Origin of the sequence: Stenotrophomonas sp. 59 (assembly GCF_030291095.1) — a bacterium.
Taxonomy (GTDB): Bacteria; Pseudomonadota; Gammaproteobacteria; order Xanthomonadales; family Xanthomonadaceae; genus Stenotrophomonas; species Stenotrophomonas maltophilia_Q.
In genome coordinates this window covers 2,771,112-2,784,827 of the sequence record NZ_CP127408.1, presented here as the reverse complement: position 1 = coordinate 2,784,827, position 13,716 = coordinate 2,771,112, and the positions used below count along the sequence as shown (strand labels likewise).

The window sequence follows — 13,716 nt, the reverse complement described above, 5'->3', positions numbered from 1 at the left end:
CGGCGCCGTGTTCAGTGGCTGCCGGCGGTGGCCTTGCGCTTCCTGTCCAGCATCACCGCCACGCACCACAGCAACAGGCCGCCGATGGCGGTGGCGGCACCGACATAGCCGGTGCTGGCCGGGCTGAAGCCAGCGCTGATTGCCATGCCGCCCAGCCACGGGCCGAGCGCATTGGCGGTATTGAAGGCGGCATGGTTGGAGGCGGCGGCCAGGGTCTGCGCTTCGCCGGCCACGTCCATCAGGCGCGTCTGCAGTACCGCCGCCAGTGCGCCCATGGTGCCGACGGTGATGATCATCGGGCCGATCGTCCACACCGACTGCGCGGCCAGCGGGTACAGCAGCAGCATCACGATGGACCACAGCAGCACCACGGCGGCGGCCTTGAAGTGGAACTTGTCGACCAGCCATCCACCGGCGATGTTGCCGATGATCGCGCCGATGCCGAACACGCCCACCGCCAGTGGCATCCAGGATTCGGCTACACCGGTGACCTGCACCAGGGTGGGTGCCAGGTAGGTGAACACGCAGAACATGCCGGCGAAACCGACCGCGCCGATGGCCAGCGCCAGCCACACCTGCGTGGTATTGAAGGCGCGCAGTTCGCGCATCGGCGAGGTGCGAACTTCATCCGGATCCGGCAGCAGGAAGCGCGCGATCATCGCCACGGTGGCGACGGCCAGCACGCTGACCAGGGCGAAGGCGGTGCGCCAGCTCAGCTGCTGGCCCAGCCAGGTGGTCAGCGGATTGCCGACCAGGATCGCGATCGACAGGCCCAGCAGCACGCGCGACATCGCCTGGCCACGCTGGCCGGCGGGGCTGATCGCCGCGGCCACCAGCATCGCCACGCCGAAGTAGGCGCCGTGCGGCAGGCCGGCGACGAAACGGGCCACCAGCATCGTGCCGTAGTTCGGCGCCAGCGCACTGGCGAGGTTGCCGATGGCATAGAAGCCCATCAGCGCCAGCAGCAGCTTGCGGCGCGGGAAGCTGGCGCCGACGAAGGCGAGGATCGGCGCACCGACGACCACGCCGATGGCATAGGCGCTGATGAGGTGGCCGACCTGGGTTTCGGAGATCGACAGGCCACGGCTGATCTCCAGCATCAGGCCCATGCTGGCGAATTCGCTGGTGCCGATGGCAAAGCCGCCCAGTGACAGGGCGAGGATGATCAGGGTGCGCTGACGGGGCGTCAGCCGCGCAGCCAGGGAAGAGTTGGGGCTCATGCGGAGGGCGCGAAGGGGCAGGGGAGCCGGACATTGTACTGCTGCACCGCAACAGGGGCAGCCATGCCGGGGGGCAAATCAGCGTTTGATCGATGGGATTGTGGCCAGACGAGGGTGGGCCCGGCGCTGCAGGAGGCGTGGCGCACTGAGTCTGGCGTCCTGCATGTGATGACGACATGCGGAGCGGCATGATGGTGCACGCAGGGGATCGTGGAGCGCTTGGACAAGGAGGAAATCGATGCAGGAATTCAGGCATGTGCTGGAGACGCGTGGTCGCTACCAGCTGGTAGCGGTGTCCTACGAGCCGGTGTACGCTCCGGGCGATGTGGTCGGCCATGCGGTCGTCGCCGACGATGGGGATCGTCTGACCGACCTTGTATCACTGGCCGAAGCGCGCCAGCTGCTGTTGCAGCGGGTGCGTGAAGAGGGCGAGGAGCCCGGGCTGGAGAACGAAAACCACCTGCGGAAGAAGGCGTCGCGCTGGCGCCGCCGCTAGGCCGTCGCGCCCTCGTGCGCATCATGGAGGATCCGGGTGTTGCCCAGTAAGAAGTATTCGCTCATCGCCATCATCACGCTGGCGACCCTGCTGCTTGGTTTCGTGTTTTCCGGCTACCTGACCCTGCTGTTCCTCGGGTTGGACACCAAGCTGTTCACCTGGAACACGTACTACCAGTACTACCACGCCATTGACCAGCCGCAGGTTGCCCCGTTCGTGGGCAAGATCAAGTGGGCCGGCTACGTGGGCTTCGGCCTGCCGCTGCTGGTCCTGCTGGTGACCGGCCTGGTGCTGCTGTTGAAGAAGGACAAGCGCTCGTTGCACGGCGACGCGCGCTTTGCCACCGGCGCCGACCTGTCCAAGCACGGCATGTTCAAGAAGACCGGCCAGAGCATCGTGGTCGGCAGCCACGGCGGCAAGCTGGTCCGGCTGGACGGCCAGCAGTTCGTGATCCTGGCCGCGCCCACCCGCTCGGGCAAGGGCGTCGGTGTGGTCATCCCGAACCTGCTCGAGTACGGCGAATCACTGGTGGTGCTGGACATCAAGCAGGAGAACTTCGACCTGACCAGCGGCTGGCGCGCCAGCCAGGGCCAGGAGATCTACCTGTTCAATCCCTTCGCCGAGGATCGGCGCACGCATCGCTGGAACCCACTCAGCTATGTCTCCGATGACCCGGCGTTCCGGGTGTCGGACCTGATGAGCATCGCGGCGATGCTGTATCCCGACGGCGCCGAGGACCAGAAATTCTGGGTCAGCCAGGCGCGCAACGCGTTCATGGCCTTCACCCTGTACCTGTTCGAGAACTGGGACGACGAGCGCAGCAGCGGCTTCCCGGGCGGCTCGGGTACGCCGACGCTGGGTTCTGTCTACCGGTTGTCATCCGGCGACGGCACCGATCTGAAGAAGTACCTCAAGGCCTTGTCGGAGCGTTCGTTCCTCAGCGCCAACGCGCGCTCGGCGTTCGCCAACATGCTGTCCCAGGCCGATGAGACCTTCGCCTCGATCCTGGGCACCTTCAAGGAACCGCTCAACCCCTGGATCAACCCGGTGCTGGACAAGGCCACCAGCAGCAACGACTTCCTGCTGACCGACGTCCGCAAGAAGAAGATGACCATCTACATCGGCATCCAACCGAACAAGCTGGCCGAGAGCCGCCTGATCATCAATCTGTTCTTCAGCCAGCTGATCAACCTCAACACCAAGGAACTGCCCAAGTCCAACCCGGACCTGAAGTACCAGTGCCTGCTGCTGATGGACGAATTCACCTCGATCGGCAAGGTCGAGATCATCGCCTCGGCGGTGTCCTACATGGCCGGCTACAACATCCGCCTGCTGCCGATCATCCAGAGCATGTCCCAGCTCGATGCCACCTATGGCCGGGAAGTCTCGCGAACGATCATCACCAACCACGCGCTGCAGATCCTGTACGCGCCACGCGAGCAGCAGGACGCCAACGACTATTCGGACATGCTGGGCTACACCACCATCCGCAAGAAGAACGTCACCCACGCCCGCGAGAAGACCCACAGCTTCACCGAAGAACGGCGTGCACTGATGCTGCCGCAGGAGCTGAAGGCGATGGGGCCGGACAAGGAAGTGTTCCTCTATGAGGGCATACCGCATCCTGTGAAATGCGACAAGATCCGCTACTACAAGGACCGCTACTTCACCTCGCGGCTGCTGCCGAAGGTCGATGTTCCGATGCTGAAAGTCTGATTTCACAAACATAAAAATGTGAAGTGAATTCACATTCACTGACGTGAAATGGTGCGCTCCGTCAAAAAAACAACACGTTTCGATAGATTTTCAGGTTTTCCTGACATGGAATTGACGCGCAGTTGTGTAACCCTGTGTGCGGCATCCAGAGATGTGTGCTGGATGTCAAAGTTTTGAAGCAGGGTGGCCAGGAGTTTGTGCCATGGAAACAAGGATGGTTTCGACGTTGGTATGGGTGTGCAGGTGCGTGACGGGGAAGCTCCGTCGCTCGGCCTGCAACCTGGTTGGCAGCCTTCGGGCTGCAGGGGAGCCGGAGTGGGTGTGCTGCATGTCAGTGCGTCCCTCCGATTCCGGCGTGCGCCATGCAGCGCCGGACGGCCAGGGAACCAACGTTCGAAACTGCTTTTTCGTACGTCAAAGTGAAGCCCGTATGAATCAGGCGTTTATCGCGAAAATGTCCATCGCCGCAGTCGCGGCGCTGATGGTGGCAGGGTGTGCCACCAAGCCCGCCCCCGATTTCGGAGGCCGCTGGAAGCCGGTCAACCGCTTCGCCGCGGCCACAACCGAGATTCCGCTGTATTCCAGTTACGTCTACCAGGCCTCGCCGATGGATGGCACGCTCAAAGCCATGCTCGAGCGTTGGGCCAAGGATTCCGGACGCACGCTGGACTATCGCCTCAGCTCGGATTTCACCCTGTACGGCGCGGTCTCGAACATCGACACCACCAATGCGCAGCAGGCCGTGATCGACCTCACCGCAGCGTATGCGGCGCAGGGTATCTCCGTCTCCATCGTAGGCAACCAGATCGTTGTGCAGAGCGCTGGCTCGACGCCCACCGCGTCGGCGCAGGGCGCTGATTCCAACAGCGGCACCTGAGTCCACCTCGAAACCATCGAACGTGCCGCTCCCCGCGCCTGTCGCAGGGGCTCCACGCCCATTGATGTTTCAGCAGTACGGAAGAATCCATGTTCCGCAAGAAGGATCCCGGCAATAGTCCCAAGGTCGAGCAGTCGGTCGCCAAGGCGGTCAGCTACGAGATCACCGTGGCCGACATGGCGCGTCGCAGCGAACGACGTGCGTGGTGGGTGGCCACCGGCTCATTGCTGATGTCGCTGGCACTGGCTGGTGGCTACTACTACATGCTGCCGCTGAAGGAGAAGGTGCCGTTCCTGGTGATGGCCGATGCCTATACGGGTACCGCCACGGTGGCGCGCCTGCGCGGCACGTTCCAGGGCGAGACGATCACCACCAATGAAGCGGTCAACCGCAGCAATGTCGCCCAGTACGTGCTGGCGCGCGAGTCGTACGACTCCGCGGTGATGGGGCTGCGCGACTGGGAGCTGGTGTTCGTCATGTCCAGCGATCCCGTCGGCGCAAGCATGAAGCAGCGCTATGCCGGCAACAATCCGCAGAATCCCTTCGTAATGTACGGACGGGGCAAGGCGATCAGGGTCAAGATCCTCAGCATCACCCCGCTGGGTGCGCAGGCGAACGGCAGCTTCCGCGGCGCGTCCGTGCGCATCCAGCGCAGCCTGCTCGACAAGCGCACGGGTGCATCGACCTATCTGGACAACCAGCTGGTCACCATGCGATTCCAGTACAACCAGAATCTCGCGCTGTCCGAACAGGACCGGGTGCTCAACCCATTGGCGTTCCAGGTCACCGAGTACCGTGTCGACAACGACTATGCGCGTGGCGTGCCAGTGCCGGATGACGGCGCCATGCAGCAGCAGGCCCAGGATGCTGCGCAGCAGGCACAACTCGCTGCGCAGCAGGCGCAGGGCATGTACGACCCGAACAATCCGGCCGCCGCCACCATGATCGACCCCGCCACCGGTCAGCCTGTCGCAGTGCCGGCCAATGGACAGATGCAGTCGATGCAGGGTGCGCCCATGCAGGGGCAGCCGGTCCAGGGGCAGCCGATGCCGGGGCAGGGCGCGCCGGGGCAGCCGGCAATGATGCCGGCACCGAACCATTCCACCGGAAATGCTGATGGAGCAAGCAACCGATGAGTAGTCGAAAAGTCAGGGGAAGCGCGTGGGCGCTGCTGTCGTTGCTGTCGCTGGTGTTCTCCAGCGCGGCGATGGCACAGGCAGTTGACCACTACGAGTACGAGAAGGACCGCATCTACCCGGTTCGCACCGGCCTGGGCCTCACCACCCAGATCGAGCTGAGCCCGAACGAGAAGATCCTCGACTACAGCACCGGCTTCAGCAGCGGCTGGGAACTGACCCGGCGCGAGAACGTGTTCTACCTCAAGCCGAAGAACGTCGATGTCGACACCAACATGATGGTGCGTACCGAGACCCATTCGTACATTTTCGAGCTGAAGGTCGTTGCCACCGACTGGCGCCAGCTTGAGCAGGCGCGTCGCGCCGGCGTGCAGTACAAGATCGCCTTCGTCTATCCGAACGACACTGTCTTCGGGCCTGCCCAGGCAGCGGTCGAGGAAGAGGCGCAGCCGCTGCTGAGTACCGAGCTGGCCAAGGACCGCCAGTACAACTTCAACTACTCCTATTCGACCAGCAAGGCGAAGAAGATGGGGTGGCTGATCCCGGTCAACGCCTACGACGATGGCCGTTTCACCTATCTGAAACTGCCCAACTCGCCCGAGTACAAGACCGGTATCTTCCCGGCCGTGTTCGGTCGCGAGAAGGAGTACGGCGAGGATTTCGTGGTCAACACCACGGTTGAGGGCAATACGCTGATCGTGCACGGGACCTACCCGTACCTGGTCATCCGCCACGGCGACTTCGTCGTCGGCCTGCGAAGGAACGTGAAGAAATGAGCCAGCAGAACACTCCCGGCAACGATCCAAATCCGTCTCCGTACGGGCAGGGCCATGCGGCTCAGGAGCCACCGACGAACCCCTATTACGGGCATGCGCAGGCCGAGGCAACCCCGGACCTGGATGCCAGTGCTCCGCAGCTTCGCTCTGCGGAAGAGCAGCGCTTGAACCGCAAGGCGCTGTTGTTCCTCGGCGGCATCCTGGTGTTGTTGCTGGCCATGGGCTTCCTGCTGCTGCGCAAGGGCAAGGACGATGCTGACGACGCCAAGGCGCCGCCGCAGGTCGCACGTTCGAGCACCCCCGATCTGCCGACCATGGCGCCCTCCGCGATTCGCGAGGCCGCCCGGGAGGCCGCCGAGCCCATTCCGATGCTGCCGCCGCCGCCGCAGGAAACGATGGGCCCGACCTACATTCCGCGTGCCGCACCCGAGCGCGAGATCGAGCGCGGCCCGAGTCTGCTGGATCGCCGCATTGCCGGTAGTGGTGGCGCAGGCGTGGGCACGGGCGACGCTGGTGGCCAGGCCGCAGCAGGGGACAACGACGATCCCTACATGCAGGCCACGCTGGCTGCGATACAGGCGCAGAGCGGCAACGCTCCGCCGGCCAAGGTGCGCCGCGGGCCCGACGTGGATGATGTGTCCAATGCGTCCTACATCCGAAGCCCCGATGCACTGCTGGTGCGTGGCACCTATCTGCGTTGCGTGCTGGAGACCCGCATCATCACCGATCTTGCAGGTTATACGTCGTGCCTGTTGACCGAGCCGGTCTACTCGATCAACGGCCGCAGCCTGCTGCTGCCGAAGGGCTCCAAGATCTACGGTGCGTACGGCGGCGGTCCCAAGGGCAAGCGCGTGGAAGTGATCTGGGATCGCATCACCACGCCAAATGGCATCGACGTAGCCATGTCCAGCCCGGGCGTGGATCAGCTGGGCGGTGCCGGTCATCCAGGCCAGTACAGCGCGCACTGGGGCAGCCGCATTGCGTCTGCACTGATGATCAGCCTGATCGCCGACGCCTTCAAGTACGCCGCAGCCGAACATGGCCCGGAGTCCACGACGGTTTCCAGCAACGGTTTCGCCGTTCGTTCGCCCTATGAAAGCGCCACCGCGCGCACGATGGAGCGTCTCGCCAACGAAGCCCTGACCAGTTCGAACCGCCCGCCGACCGTCACCATCAACCAGGGCACCATCGTGAACGTCTACGTCGCCAAGGACGTTGACTTCACCAACGTGCTCAACCCGCGCCGGTAACCCGAAGAACAACCATGGACGCCGAAGTGTCACCCCTCGCCCTCGTCTCCAGCGATTTCCTGCGCTATCAGTACGAAGTGCTGGGCATCGCCGAGTACATGACATCCCCGGAAGTGACGGAAATCTGCATCAACCGTCCCGGTGAGCTGTACCTGGAAACCCGGGCCGGGTGGCAGCGGGTGGATGTGCCGGGCCTGACCTTCGAGCGGGCCCGGCAGTTCTGCACCGCCGTCGTCAATGAGAGCAACACGGGCCAGCGCATCACCGATGCCGATCCGGTCGTCTCGCTGACCTTCCCGACCGGCCAGCGTGCGCAGTTCGTGATTCCACCGGCCTGTGATGCCGGCAAGGTTTCGATCACGATCCGCCTGCCGTCCAAGCACACCAAGTCGCTCACCCAGTACCACGAGGATGGCTTCTTCAACCAGATCCTGGAACAGGATGGCAGTCTGAGCGAGCAGGATCGCGAGTTGCTGGAGCTGCGGCAGCAGCGCGAGTACGCAGAGTTCTTCCGTCGTGCGGTGATGTACCGCAAGAACATCGTGGTATCCGGTGCGACCGGTAGCGGCAAGACCACCTTCATGAAAGCGCTGGTCAATCATATCCCGGACAGCGAGCGCCTGGTCACGATCGAGGACGCACGCGAGCTGTTTCTGACCCAACCCAATGTGGTTCACCTGCTGTACTCCAAGGGCGGGCAGAGCACCAGCAATGTCAGCGCAAAGAGTTGCATGGAAGCCTGCCTGCGCATGAAACCCGAACGCATCATCCTCGCCGAGCTGCGCGGTGACGAGGCGTTCTACTTCATCCGCAACTGCGCATCGGGCCATCCGGGTTCGATCACCAGTTGCCATGCCGGTAGCCCGGAGCAGACCTGGGATCAGCTGGCGCTGATGGTGAAGGCATCGACTGAAGGGTCGGGCCTGGAGTTCAACGTCATCAAGCGACTGCTGATGATGACCATCGACATCGTCGTGCATATCAAGGCGCACGCAGGCTCGCGCTATATCACCGGTATTGATTTCAATCCTGGGCGTGCCCAGGGGCAGGAGGGCTGACCAATGCTGCCAGGACTGGAAATGATGGCGTGCCCGGAAATGGCCGTCTCGATGGACGTGATGCAGCACGTCATCAACGTGGAATCGTCGCGCAACCCCTATGCCATCGGCGTGGTCGGCGGCGCCCTGGTGCGCCAGCCCAAGGCCCTCGACGAGGCGCTGGCCACCGTTCGCATGCTGGAGGAGAAGGGCTACAACTTCTCCATTGGCCTGGCCCAGGTCAATCGCTACAACCTGGCCAAGTATGGTCTGGATTCGTACGAGAAGGCGTTCCAGCAGTGCCCGAACCTGCAGGCGGGCTCCCGCATCCTCGCCGAGTGCTACAACCGCTCGGGTAAGGACTGGGGAAAGTCGTTCAGCTGCTACTACTCGGGCAACTTCGAGACCGGTTTCCGCCACGGCTACGTGCAGAAGGTCTACGACTCCATCCGTCGTGGCCAGCAGGTCGCCTCCAATGGCGTCGCGCCGATCGACGTGGTCAGTCGTGGCGAGCGTCGGGTAGTGAAGGTCGAACATCATCCGCAGACAGTCTCGCCGGCCCAGGCGCGCATCGTCGCCCAGGCCAGTGCGCCGGTGTACGTACCGTCCAATGACCCGGCCCGGGCCTACACCGTCTACCCATCAACCGGTGCGATGGCCCGCGGCAGCCTGCTGAACATCGCCGACCAGGCGGTATCGCGCGTAGTGCTGGGCTCGGTCGATCGGATGATGCAACCGCAGGCGCAGGGCGCGAACGGCATGCCGCAGCAGGCCCCACAGCAGTATCCGCAACCCGCAGCGGCGCAGGGCAGGTCAGCCATGCCGCAGCAGCTTCCCGGGATGGCTGCCGGGTCGGATGCGCCGGTGATGCTGCGACCCTGGAACGAGCGCAACGCGCCGGCAGCGGATGCCCAGAATTTCTACAACGCACCGGCACCACGTGCCCCGGTGCAGCAGATTCCCGCAGGGGATGCGGCCTTCGTGTTCTGACGAAGTCGTGGTGCGACCGGTCCCCCGGCTGGTCGATTCAGTTGTGTTAGTCCATCAACAAGGAAATCAATCCATGAAGCGATTCAATCTCGACCTCGTCCAGGCCCAGCGCACGCTGAAGACCATGCTGATGGCGGTCGCATTCGCAGGTGCTGTGTTCGCTCCCCAGGCCCTGGCCGGCACCGACTTCGGTGGTACCGATGGCAAGGTCTGCGGCTTCTTCTCCAACATCAACGGCCTGCTGAACATGGCCTCGATCGCCGTGGTCACGATCGCCGTGATCTTCGCCGGTTACCAGATCGCGTTTGCCCACAAGCGTATCGGTGACGTGGCCCCGATCCTGATCGGCGGTGTGCTGATCGGCGCGGCGGGCCAGATCGCGCGCATGCTGCTCGGCAAGGAAGCTGGCAACTGCGACAACGTCGGCGGTGGCGGCGACGGCGCTGGCATGGCGTTTGAAATGATCAAGCACGCCGTCCAGTACTACAGTGCATAAGAACGTCCTGTTCCGGGGCTGCACGCGCCCAGCGATGTTCCTGGGCGTTCCCTACCTGCCATTTTTCATGGTGGCGGGTGGGTTGTTGCTGCTGAGCATGTACACGAATTTCTGGTTTCTGCTGTCCATCCCGGTGGCGATCTTCATCATGCGGCAGATGGCCAAGCGTGACGAGATGATCTTCCGCCTGCTGGGGCTGCGGCTGATGTTCAAGCTCAAGACGCGCAACGTGCAGGAGCACGATGGCATGTGGGTGTTCAACCCGAATCACTACCGCAGCAAGCCGGCCCCCAGGGATTGAGGGCTGGATCCGGCCACGCGGGCGATGAGCGCCCGCCTGGCCAACTCCGAATCTTTGCCGGCAGTACCTTTTGGAAGCAGTCGTATGTTCAACCCAGATACCTCCATCAGCGAATTCATCCCCCTGTCGTCGCACGTGGCTCCGAATGTGGTGAAGACCACGGGCGGCGACTACCTGTTGACCTGGCACCTGGAAGGGCTGCCGTTCGTGGGGCGCGAAGAATGGGAGCTTGAGCATCGGCACAACACCTTCAACCGGTTGCTGCAGACGCTGCGCGCGCCGGATTTCGTCAACGTCGCCTTCTGGGTGCATGACATCCGCCGTCGTCGCACCCTGAAGGGAAAGAGCCACTACAAGCAGCGCTTCAACCAGGATGTGTCCGACCAGTACATGGGCATGCTGTCCTCGCAGCGCATCATGCAGAACGAGCTGTACCTGACGATGATCTATCGTCCGGTGGTGGCGGGCAAACGCTTCGTGGAGAAGTCTGCGAACGTGGACAAGCTGCGCGCCGAGCAGGAGCAGGCTGTCGAGAAGCTGATGGAGCTGGCCGGCAACGTCGAGGCGGTGATCCGCGACTACGCGCCGTACCGGCTCGGCATGTACGAAGCCAAGAACGGCGTGGTGTTTTCCGAAACGCTGGAGCTGTTCGGCTACCTGATCAACCGCATCGATGAGCCGGTGCCGGTACTGTCGGCGCCAGTGAAAGACTATCTTCCGGTCAGCCGGCACATGTTCTCGGCCAAGACCGGCGATTTCGTGATCAATACGCCCAATGGCGTCAATCATTTCGGCGCGATCCTGAATATCAAGGAGTATGCCGAGGGAACCTATCCGGGAATCCTCAATGGTCTGAAGTACCTGGACTACGAGTACGTCATCACCCATTCGTTCAGCCCGATGGGGCGCCAGGATGCCTTGAAGGTGCTGGACCGGACCAAGGGTATGATGATCTCCTCGGGCGACAAGGCGGTCAGCCAGATCGTTGAACTCGACCAGGCGATGGATCATCTGTCGTCAGGCAACTTCGTGCTGGGCGAGTACCACTTCATCATGGCGGTCTACGGTGACAGCCAGGCCAAGCTGTCGCAGAACGTGGCCTCGACCCGTGCCGAGCTGTCCAACGCCGGATTCGTGTCGACCAAGGAAGATCTGGCGGTCACCTCGTCGTTCTATTCGCAGCTGCCGGCCAACTGGCGCTTCCGCACGCGGCTGGCCAACGTCAGCTCGCTGAACTTCCTCGGGCTGTCGCCGCTGCACAACTTCGCCACCGGCAAGCAGCACAACAACCCGTGGGGCGACTGCGTGACCACGCTGCAGACCACCAACGGCCAGCCGTACTACTTCAATTTCCACGCGACCCATCCATCCGAGAATTCGCTGGGTGAGAAGGCGATCGCCAATACCATGGTGATCGGCAAGTCCGGTACCGGTAAGACCGCGCTGATCAACTTCCTGCTCAGCCAGGTGCAGAAGTACGAACCGTCGCCGACCATCTTCTTCTTCGACAAGGACCGCGGCGCCGAGATCTTCGTGCGCGCCTGTGGTGGCAACTACCTGGCCCTGGAGAATGGTGCGCCGACCGGCTTCAATCCGTTCCAGTGCGAGAACAACGAATCCAACGTGCAGTTCCTGGCCGACCTGATCAAGGTGCTGGCTGGCAAGCGCGAGTACAGCGCCCGCGAGGAAGAGGACATCTACCGCGCGGTGGAGAGCATGCTCGATACGCCGATGCACCTGCGCAGCATGACCAACTTCCAGAAGAGCCTGCCCAACATGGGCGACGACGGCCTCTATGCGCGCATGCGTCGTTGGACCTCGGGCAATTCGCTGGGTTGGGTCTTCGACAATCCGATCGATACGGTGGATCTGAGCAAGGCCAACATCATCGGCTTCGACTACACCGACATCATCGACAACCCCGAAGTGCGCGTGCCGGTCATCAATTACCTGCTGCACCGCCTGGAGTCGCTGATCGACGGTCGTCCGCTGATCTATGTGATGGACGAATTCTGGAAGATCCTGGACGGCGAGGGTGGCCTGAAGGAGTTCGCGAAGAACAAGCAGAAGACCATCCGTAAGCAGAACGGCCTGGGAATCTTCGCCACCCAGAGCCCGGAAGATGCGCTGAAGAGTGACATCTCCGCTGCCCTGATCGAGCAGACCGCCACGCTCATCCTGCTGCCGAACCCGAACGCCAGCAAGAGTGACTACATGGATGGCCTGAAGTTGACCGAGGCGGAGTTCAAGGTGGTCACCGCGCTGGACGAGCGCTCGCGCTGCTTCCTGGTCAAGCAGGGCCATGCTTCCAGTGTCTGCCAGCTCAACCTGCGCGGCATGGACGACATCCTGTCGGTGATCTCGGCCTCGACCGACAACATCGACATCATGCATCGGGTGCTGCAGACGGCTGCGGTCCGCAATCGGATCACTGTGGACGAGCTCACGCCGGAACAGTGGCTGGAGGACTTCTACAAGAACCGAAAGGGCTCTGGTAAAGCCAAGGTCTCTGCCGAAACCGATGCGGCTTGAAAGCCTTCGATCAAACAGCGCTGAATGAAATCCATTCCATTGGAGAAGAACATGAACATGACATCCCGTAATAACAAGCGCCAACGCGGTCTGCGTCAGAAGCGCCTGGCAGCCATCCTGCTGGGGAGCATGGTCATGTTCTCCACGACGTCGGTATCAGCCGGTGGTTACCCTGTTTTCGACCTCAGCAACCTGATGCAGGCGCTGAAGGACGTTGCTCAAGGAAAGGCGCAGATCAAGGCTGATGGGCTGGAGTACGCGGCTCAGGTGACTCGCTGGAAAAGGACGTTCCAGGAATATCAGGACGCGCTGGTCCAGATCCAGGGTCTGATCAACAATTTTGGGCTGCCACCCGGGGCAACGCTCGAGCGTGTTCCAGATGACTACATGGTTGCAGACGTCTGCCGTACTTCAGCAGGCTTCAGTGCAGGAAGCCTGCTGAAGAAGTTCGTCCTCGACACCTCTGGCGACCTGTATGCGCAGCAGCAGCAGCTTTGCGTGAACATCCAGATGATGGAAAACCGCAAGCGCAACGAAACGGTTGAGTTTCTTGAGAAGACCATCCCCAGCATCAATTCGACGCTTGGTGAGATCATGGGTTGGCGTTTTGGCGGGGACGGAAACCTGGCCGGCACGATGTCCGCAGTGAACAGTGACTCCCTGCGTACGGCAAACGACATTGCCAAGCTGCAGCAGGAGTGGGAGGCGCGCATGCGGTCCTACGACGCCTATGAGGAATCAATGAAGGCCAATCAGCGCGTGTTGGCGCGCGTGGCATTGAAGGGCAAGCCGGGCGTCATCTCGCAGCTGGTCAAGACCGCTGCGTTGAAAGGTGCTTTGCACATCGACTGACGTCGTTCGGGGCAGGGGTATAAGCACTTGCCTCATG

At 62.5% G+C, this 13,716-nt stretch carries 12 protein-coding genes and 1 pseudogene; 12 read left to right on the top strand and 1 reads right to left on the bottom strand.

All coding sequences use genetic code 11. From position 1 onward, the window contains the following. Positions 1–11: 11 nt before the first annotated feature. Positions 12–1,220, bottom strand: a complete 1,209-nt coding sequence (locus QP552_RS12980; RefSeq protein ID WP_106549090.1) for an MFS transporter — start codon at positions 1,218–1,220, stop codon at positions 12–14. Positions 1,221–1,458: 238 nt separating this feature from the next. Here QP552_RS12980 and QP552_RS12975 point away from each other — a divergent pair, with 238 nt between their 5' ends. The 12 genes and pseudogenes from QP552_RS12975 to QP552_RS12920 all read left to right on the top strand — a co-directional run bounded on the left by QP552_RS12975 (position 1,459) and on the right by QP552_RS12920 (position 13,679). Next, entirely contained in the window at positions 1,459–1,716 is a 258-nt protein-coding gene (locus QP552_RS12975) for a hypothetical protein (RefSeq protein ID WP_099550990.1), read from the top strand. A 36-nt stretch (positions 1,717–1,752) separates the two neighbouring features. Then, complete coding sequence (locus QP552_RS12970) at positions 1,753–3,432, top strand: type IV secretory system conjugative DNA transfer family protein (protein ID WP_111111436.1); 1,680 nt, start codon at positions 1,753–1,755, stop codon at positions 3,430–3,432. Positions 3,433–3,862: 430 nt separating this feature from the next. Beyond that, the gene (locus QP552_RS12965; protein ID WP_099550992.1) at positions 3,863–4,309 is read left to right on the top strand and encodes a hypothetical protein; all 447 of its coding nucleotides are present in this window, start codon (positions 3,863–3,865) and stop codon (positions 4,307–4,309) included. A gap of 89 nt (positions 4,310–4,398) precedes the next feature. After that, the gene (locus QP552_RS12960) at positions 4,399–5,445 is read left to right on the top strand and encodes a type IV secretion system protein (RefSeq protein WP_111113695.1); all 1,047 of its coding nucleotides are present in this window, start codon (positions 4,399–4,401) and stop codon (positions 5,443–5,445) included. Beyond that, complete coding sequence (locus QP552_RS12955; RefSeq protein ID WP_049402208.1) at positions 5,442–6,221, top strand: TrbG/VirB9 family P-type conjugative transfer protein; 780 nt, start codon at positions 5,442–5,444, stop codon at positions 6,219–6,221. The genes QP552_RS12960 and QP552_RS12955 overlap by 4 nt, the downstream gene beginning before the upstream one ends. Next, positions 6,218–7,471, top strand: a complete 1,254-nt coding sequence (locus QP552_RS12950; protein WP_111113696.1) for a TrbI/VirB10 family protein — start codon at positions 6,218–6,220, stop codon at positions 7,469–7,471. Before QP552_RS12955 ends, QP552_RS12950 begins: the two co-directional genes overlap by 4 nt. 14 nt (positions 7,472–7,485) lie before the next feature. Beyond that, positions 7,486–8,529, top strand: coding sequence for a P-type DNA transfer ATPase VirB11 (virB11, locus tag QP552_RS12945; RefSeq protein WP_099550995.1), 1,044 nt, complete (start codon positions 7,486–7,488; stop codon positions 8,527–8,529). Positions 8,530–8,544: 15 nt separating this feature from the next. Beyond that, positions 8,545–9,009, top strand: a pseudogene (locus QP552_RS20980) (lytic transglycosylase domain-containing protein); the annotation flags it as partial. A gap of 562 nt (positions 9,010–9,571) precedes the next feature. Continuing rightward, positions 9,572–9,994, top strand: a complete 423-nt coding sequence (locus QP552_RS12935) for a TrbC/VirB2 family protein (protein ID WP_111113698.1) — start codon at positions 9,572–9,574, stop codon at positions 9,992–9,994. Further along, complete coding sequence (locus QP552_RS12930; protein ID WP_099550998.1) at positions 9,987–10,295, top strand: VirB3 family type IV secretion system protein; 309 nt, start codon at positions 9,987–9,989, stop codon at positions 10,293–10,295. The genes QP552_RS12935 and QP552_RS12930 overlap by 8 nt, the downstream gene beginning before the upstream one ends. Before the next feature lie 84 nt (positions 10,296–10,379). Beyond that, positions 10,380–12,827 (top strand): VirB4 family type IV secretion/conjugal transfer ATPase, encoded by a 2,448-nt coding sequence (locus QP552_RS12925; RefSeq protein ID WP_286073809.1) that lies wholly within the window; start codon positions 10,380–10,382, stop codon positions 12,825–12,827. Between the two features lie 24 nt (positions 12,828–12,851). After that, positions 12,852–13,679, top strand: a complete 828-nt coding sequence (locus tag QP552_RS12920) for a hypothetical protein (RefSeq protein ID WP_146260373.1) — start codon at positions 12,852–12,854, stop codon at positions 13,677–13,679. Positions 13,680–13,716 lie beyond the last annotated feature (37 nt).

Excerpts from the sequence above, each read along its gene's own strand:
- QP552_RS12965 (WP_099550992.1), top strand. The coding sequence starts at position 3,863 with ATGAATCAGGCGTTTATCGCGAAAATGTCCATCGCCGCAGTCGCGGCG.
- QP552_RS12980 (WP_106549090.1), bottom strand. The coding sequence starts at position 1,220 with ATGAGCCCCAACTCTTCCCTGGCTGCGCGGCTGACGCCCCGTCAGCGC.
- QP552_RS12935 (WP_111113698.1), top strand. The coding sequence starts at position 9,572 with ATGAAGCGATTCAATCTCGACCTCGTCCAGGCCCAGCGCACGCTGAAG.
- QP552_RS12960 (WP_111113695.1), top strand. The coding sequence starts at position 4,399 with ATGTTCCGCAAGAAGGATCCCGGCAATAGTCCCAAGGTCGAGCAGTCG.
- QP552_RS12925 (WP_286073809.1), top strand. The coding sequence starts at position 10,380 with ATGTTCAACCCAGATACCTCCATCAGCGAATTCATCCCCCTGTCGTCG.
- QP552_RS12955 (WP_049402208.1), top strand. The coding sequence starts at position 5,442 with ATGAGTAGTCGAAAAGTCAGGGGAAGCGCGTGGGCGCTGCTGTCGTTG.
- QP552_RS12950 (WP_111113696.1), top strand. The coding sequence starts at position 6,218 with ATGAGCCAGCAGAACACTCCCGGCAACGATCCAAATCCGTCTCCGTAC.
- QP552_RS12920 (WP_146260373.1), top strand. The coding sequence starts at position 12,852 with ATGAAATCCATTCCATTGGAGAAGAACATGAACATGACATCCCGTAAT.
- QP552_RS12975 (WP_099550990.1), top strand. The coding sequence starts at position 1,459 with ATGCAGGAATTCAGGCATGTGCTGGAGACGCGTGGTCGCTACCAGCTG.
- virB11 (WP_099550995.1), top strand. The coding sequence starts at position 7,486 with ATGGACGCCGAAGTGTCACCCCTCGCCCTCGTCTCCAGCGATTTCCTG.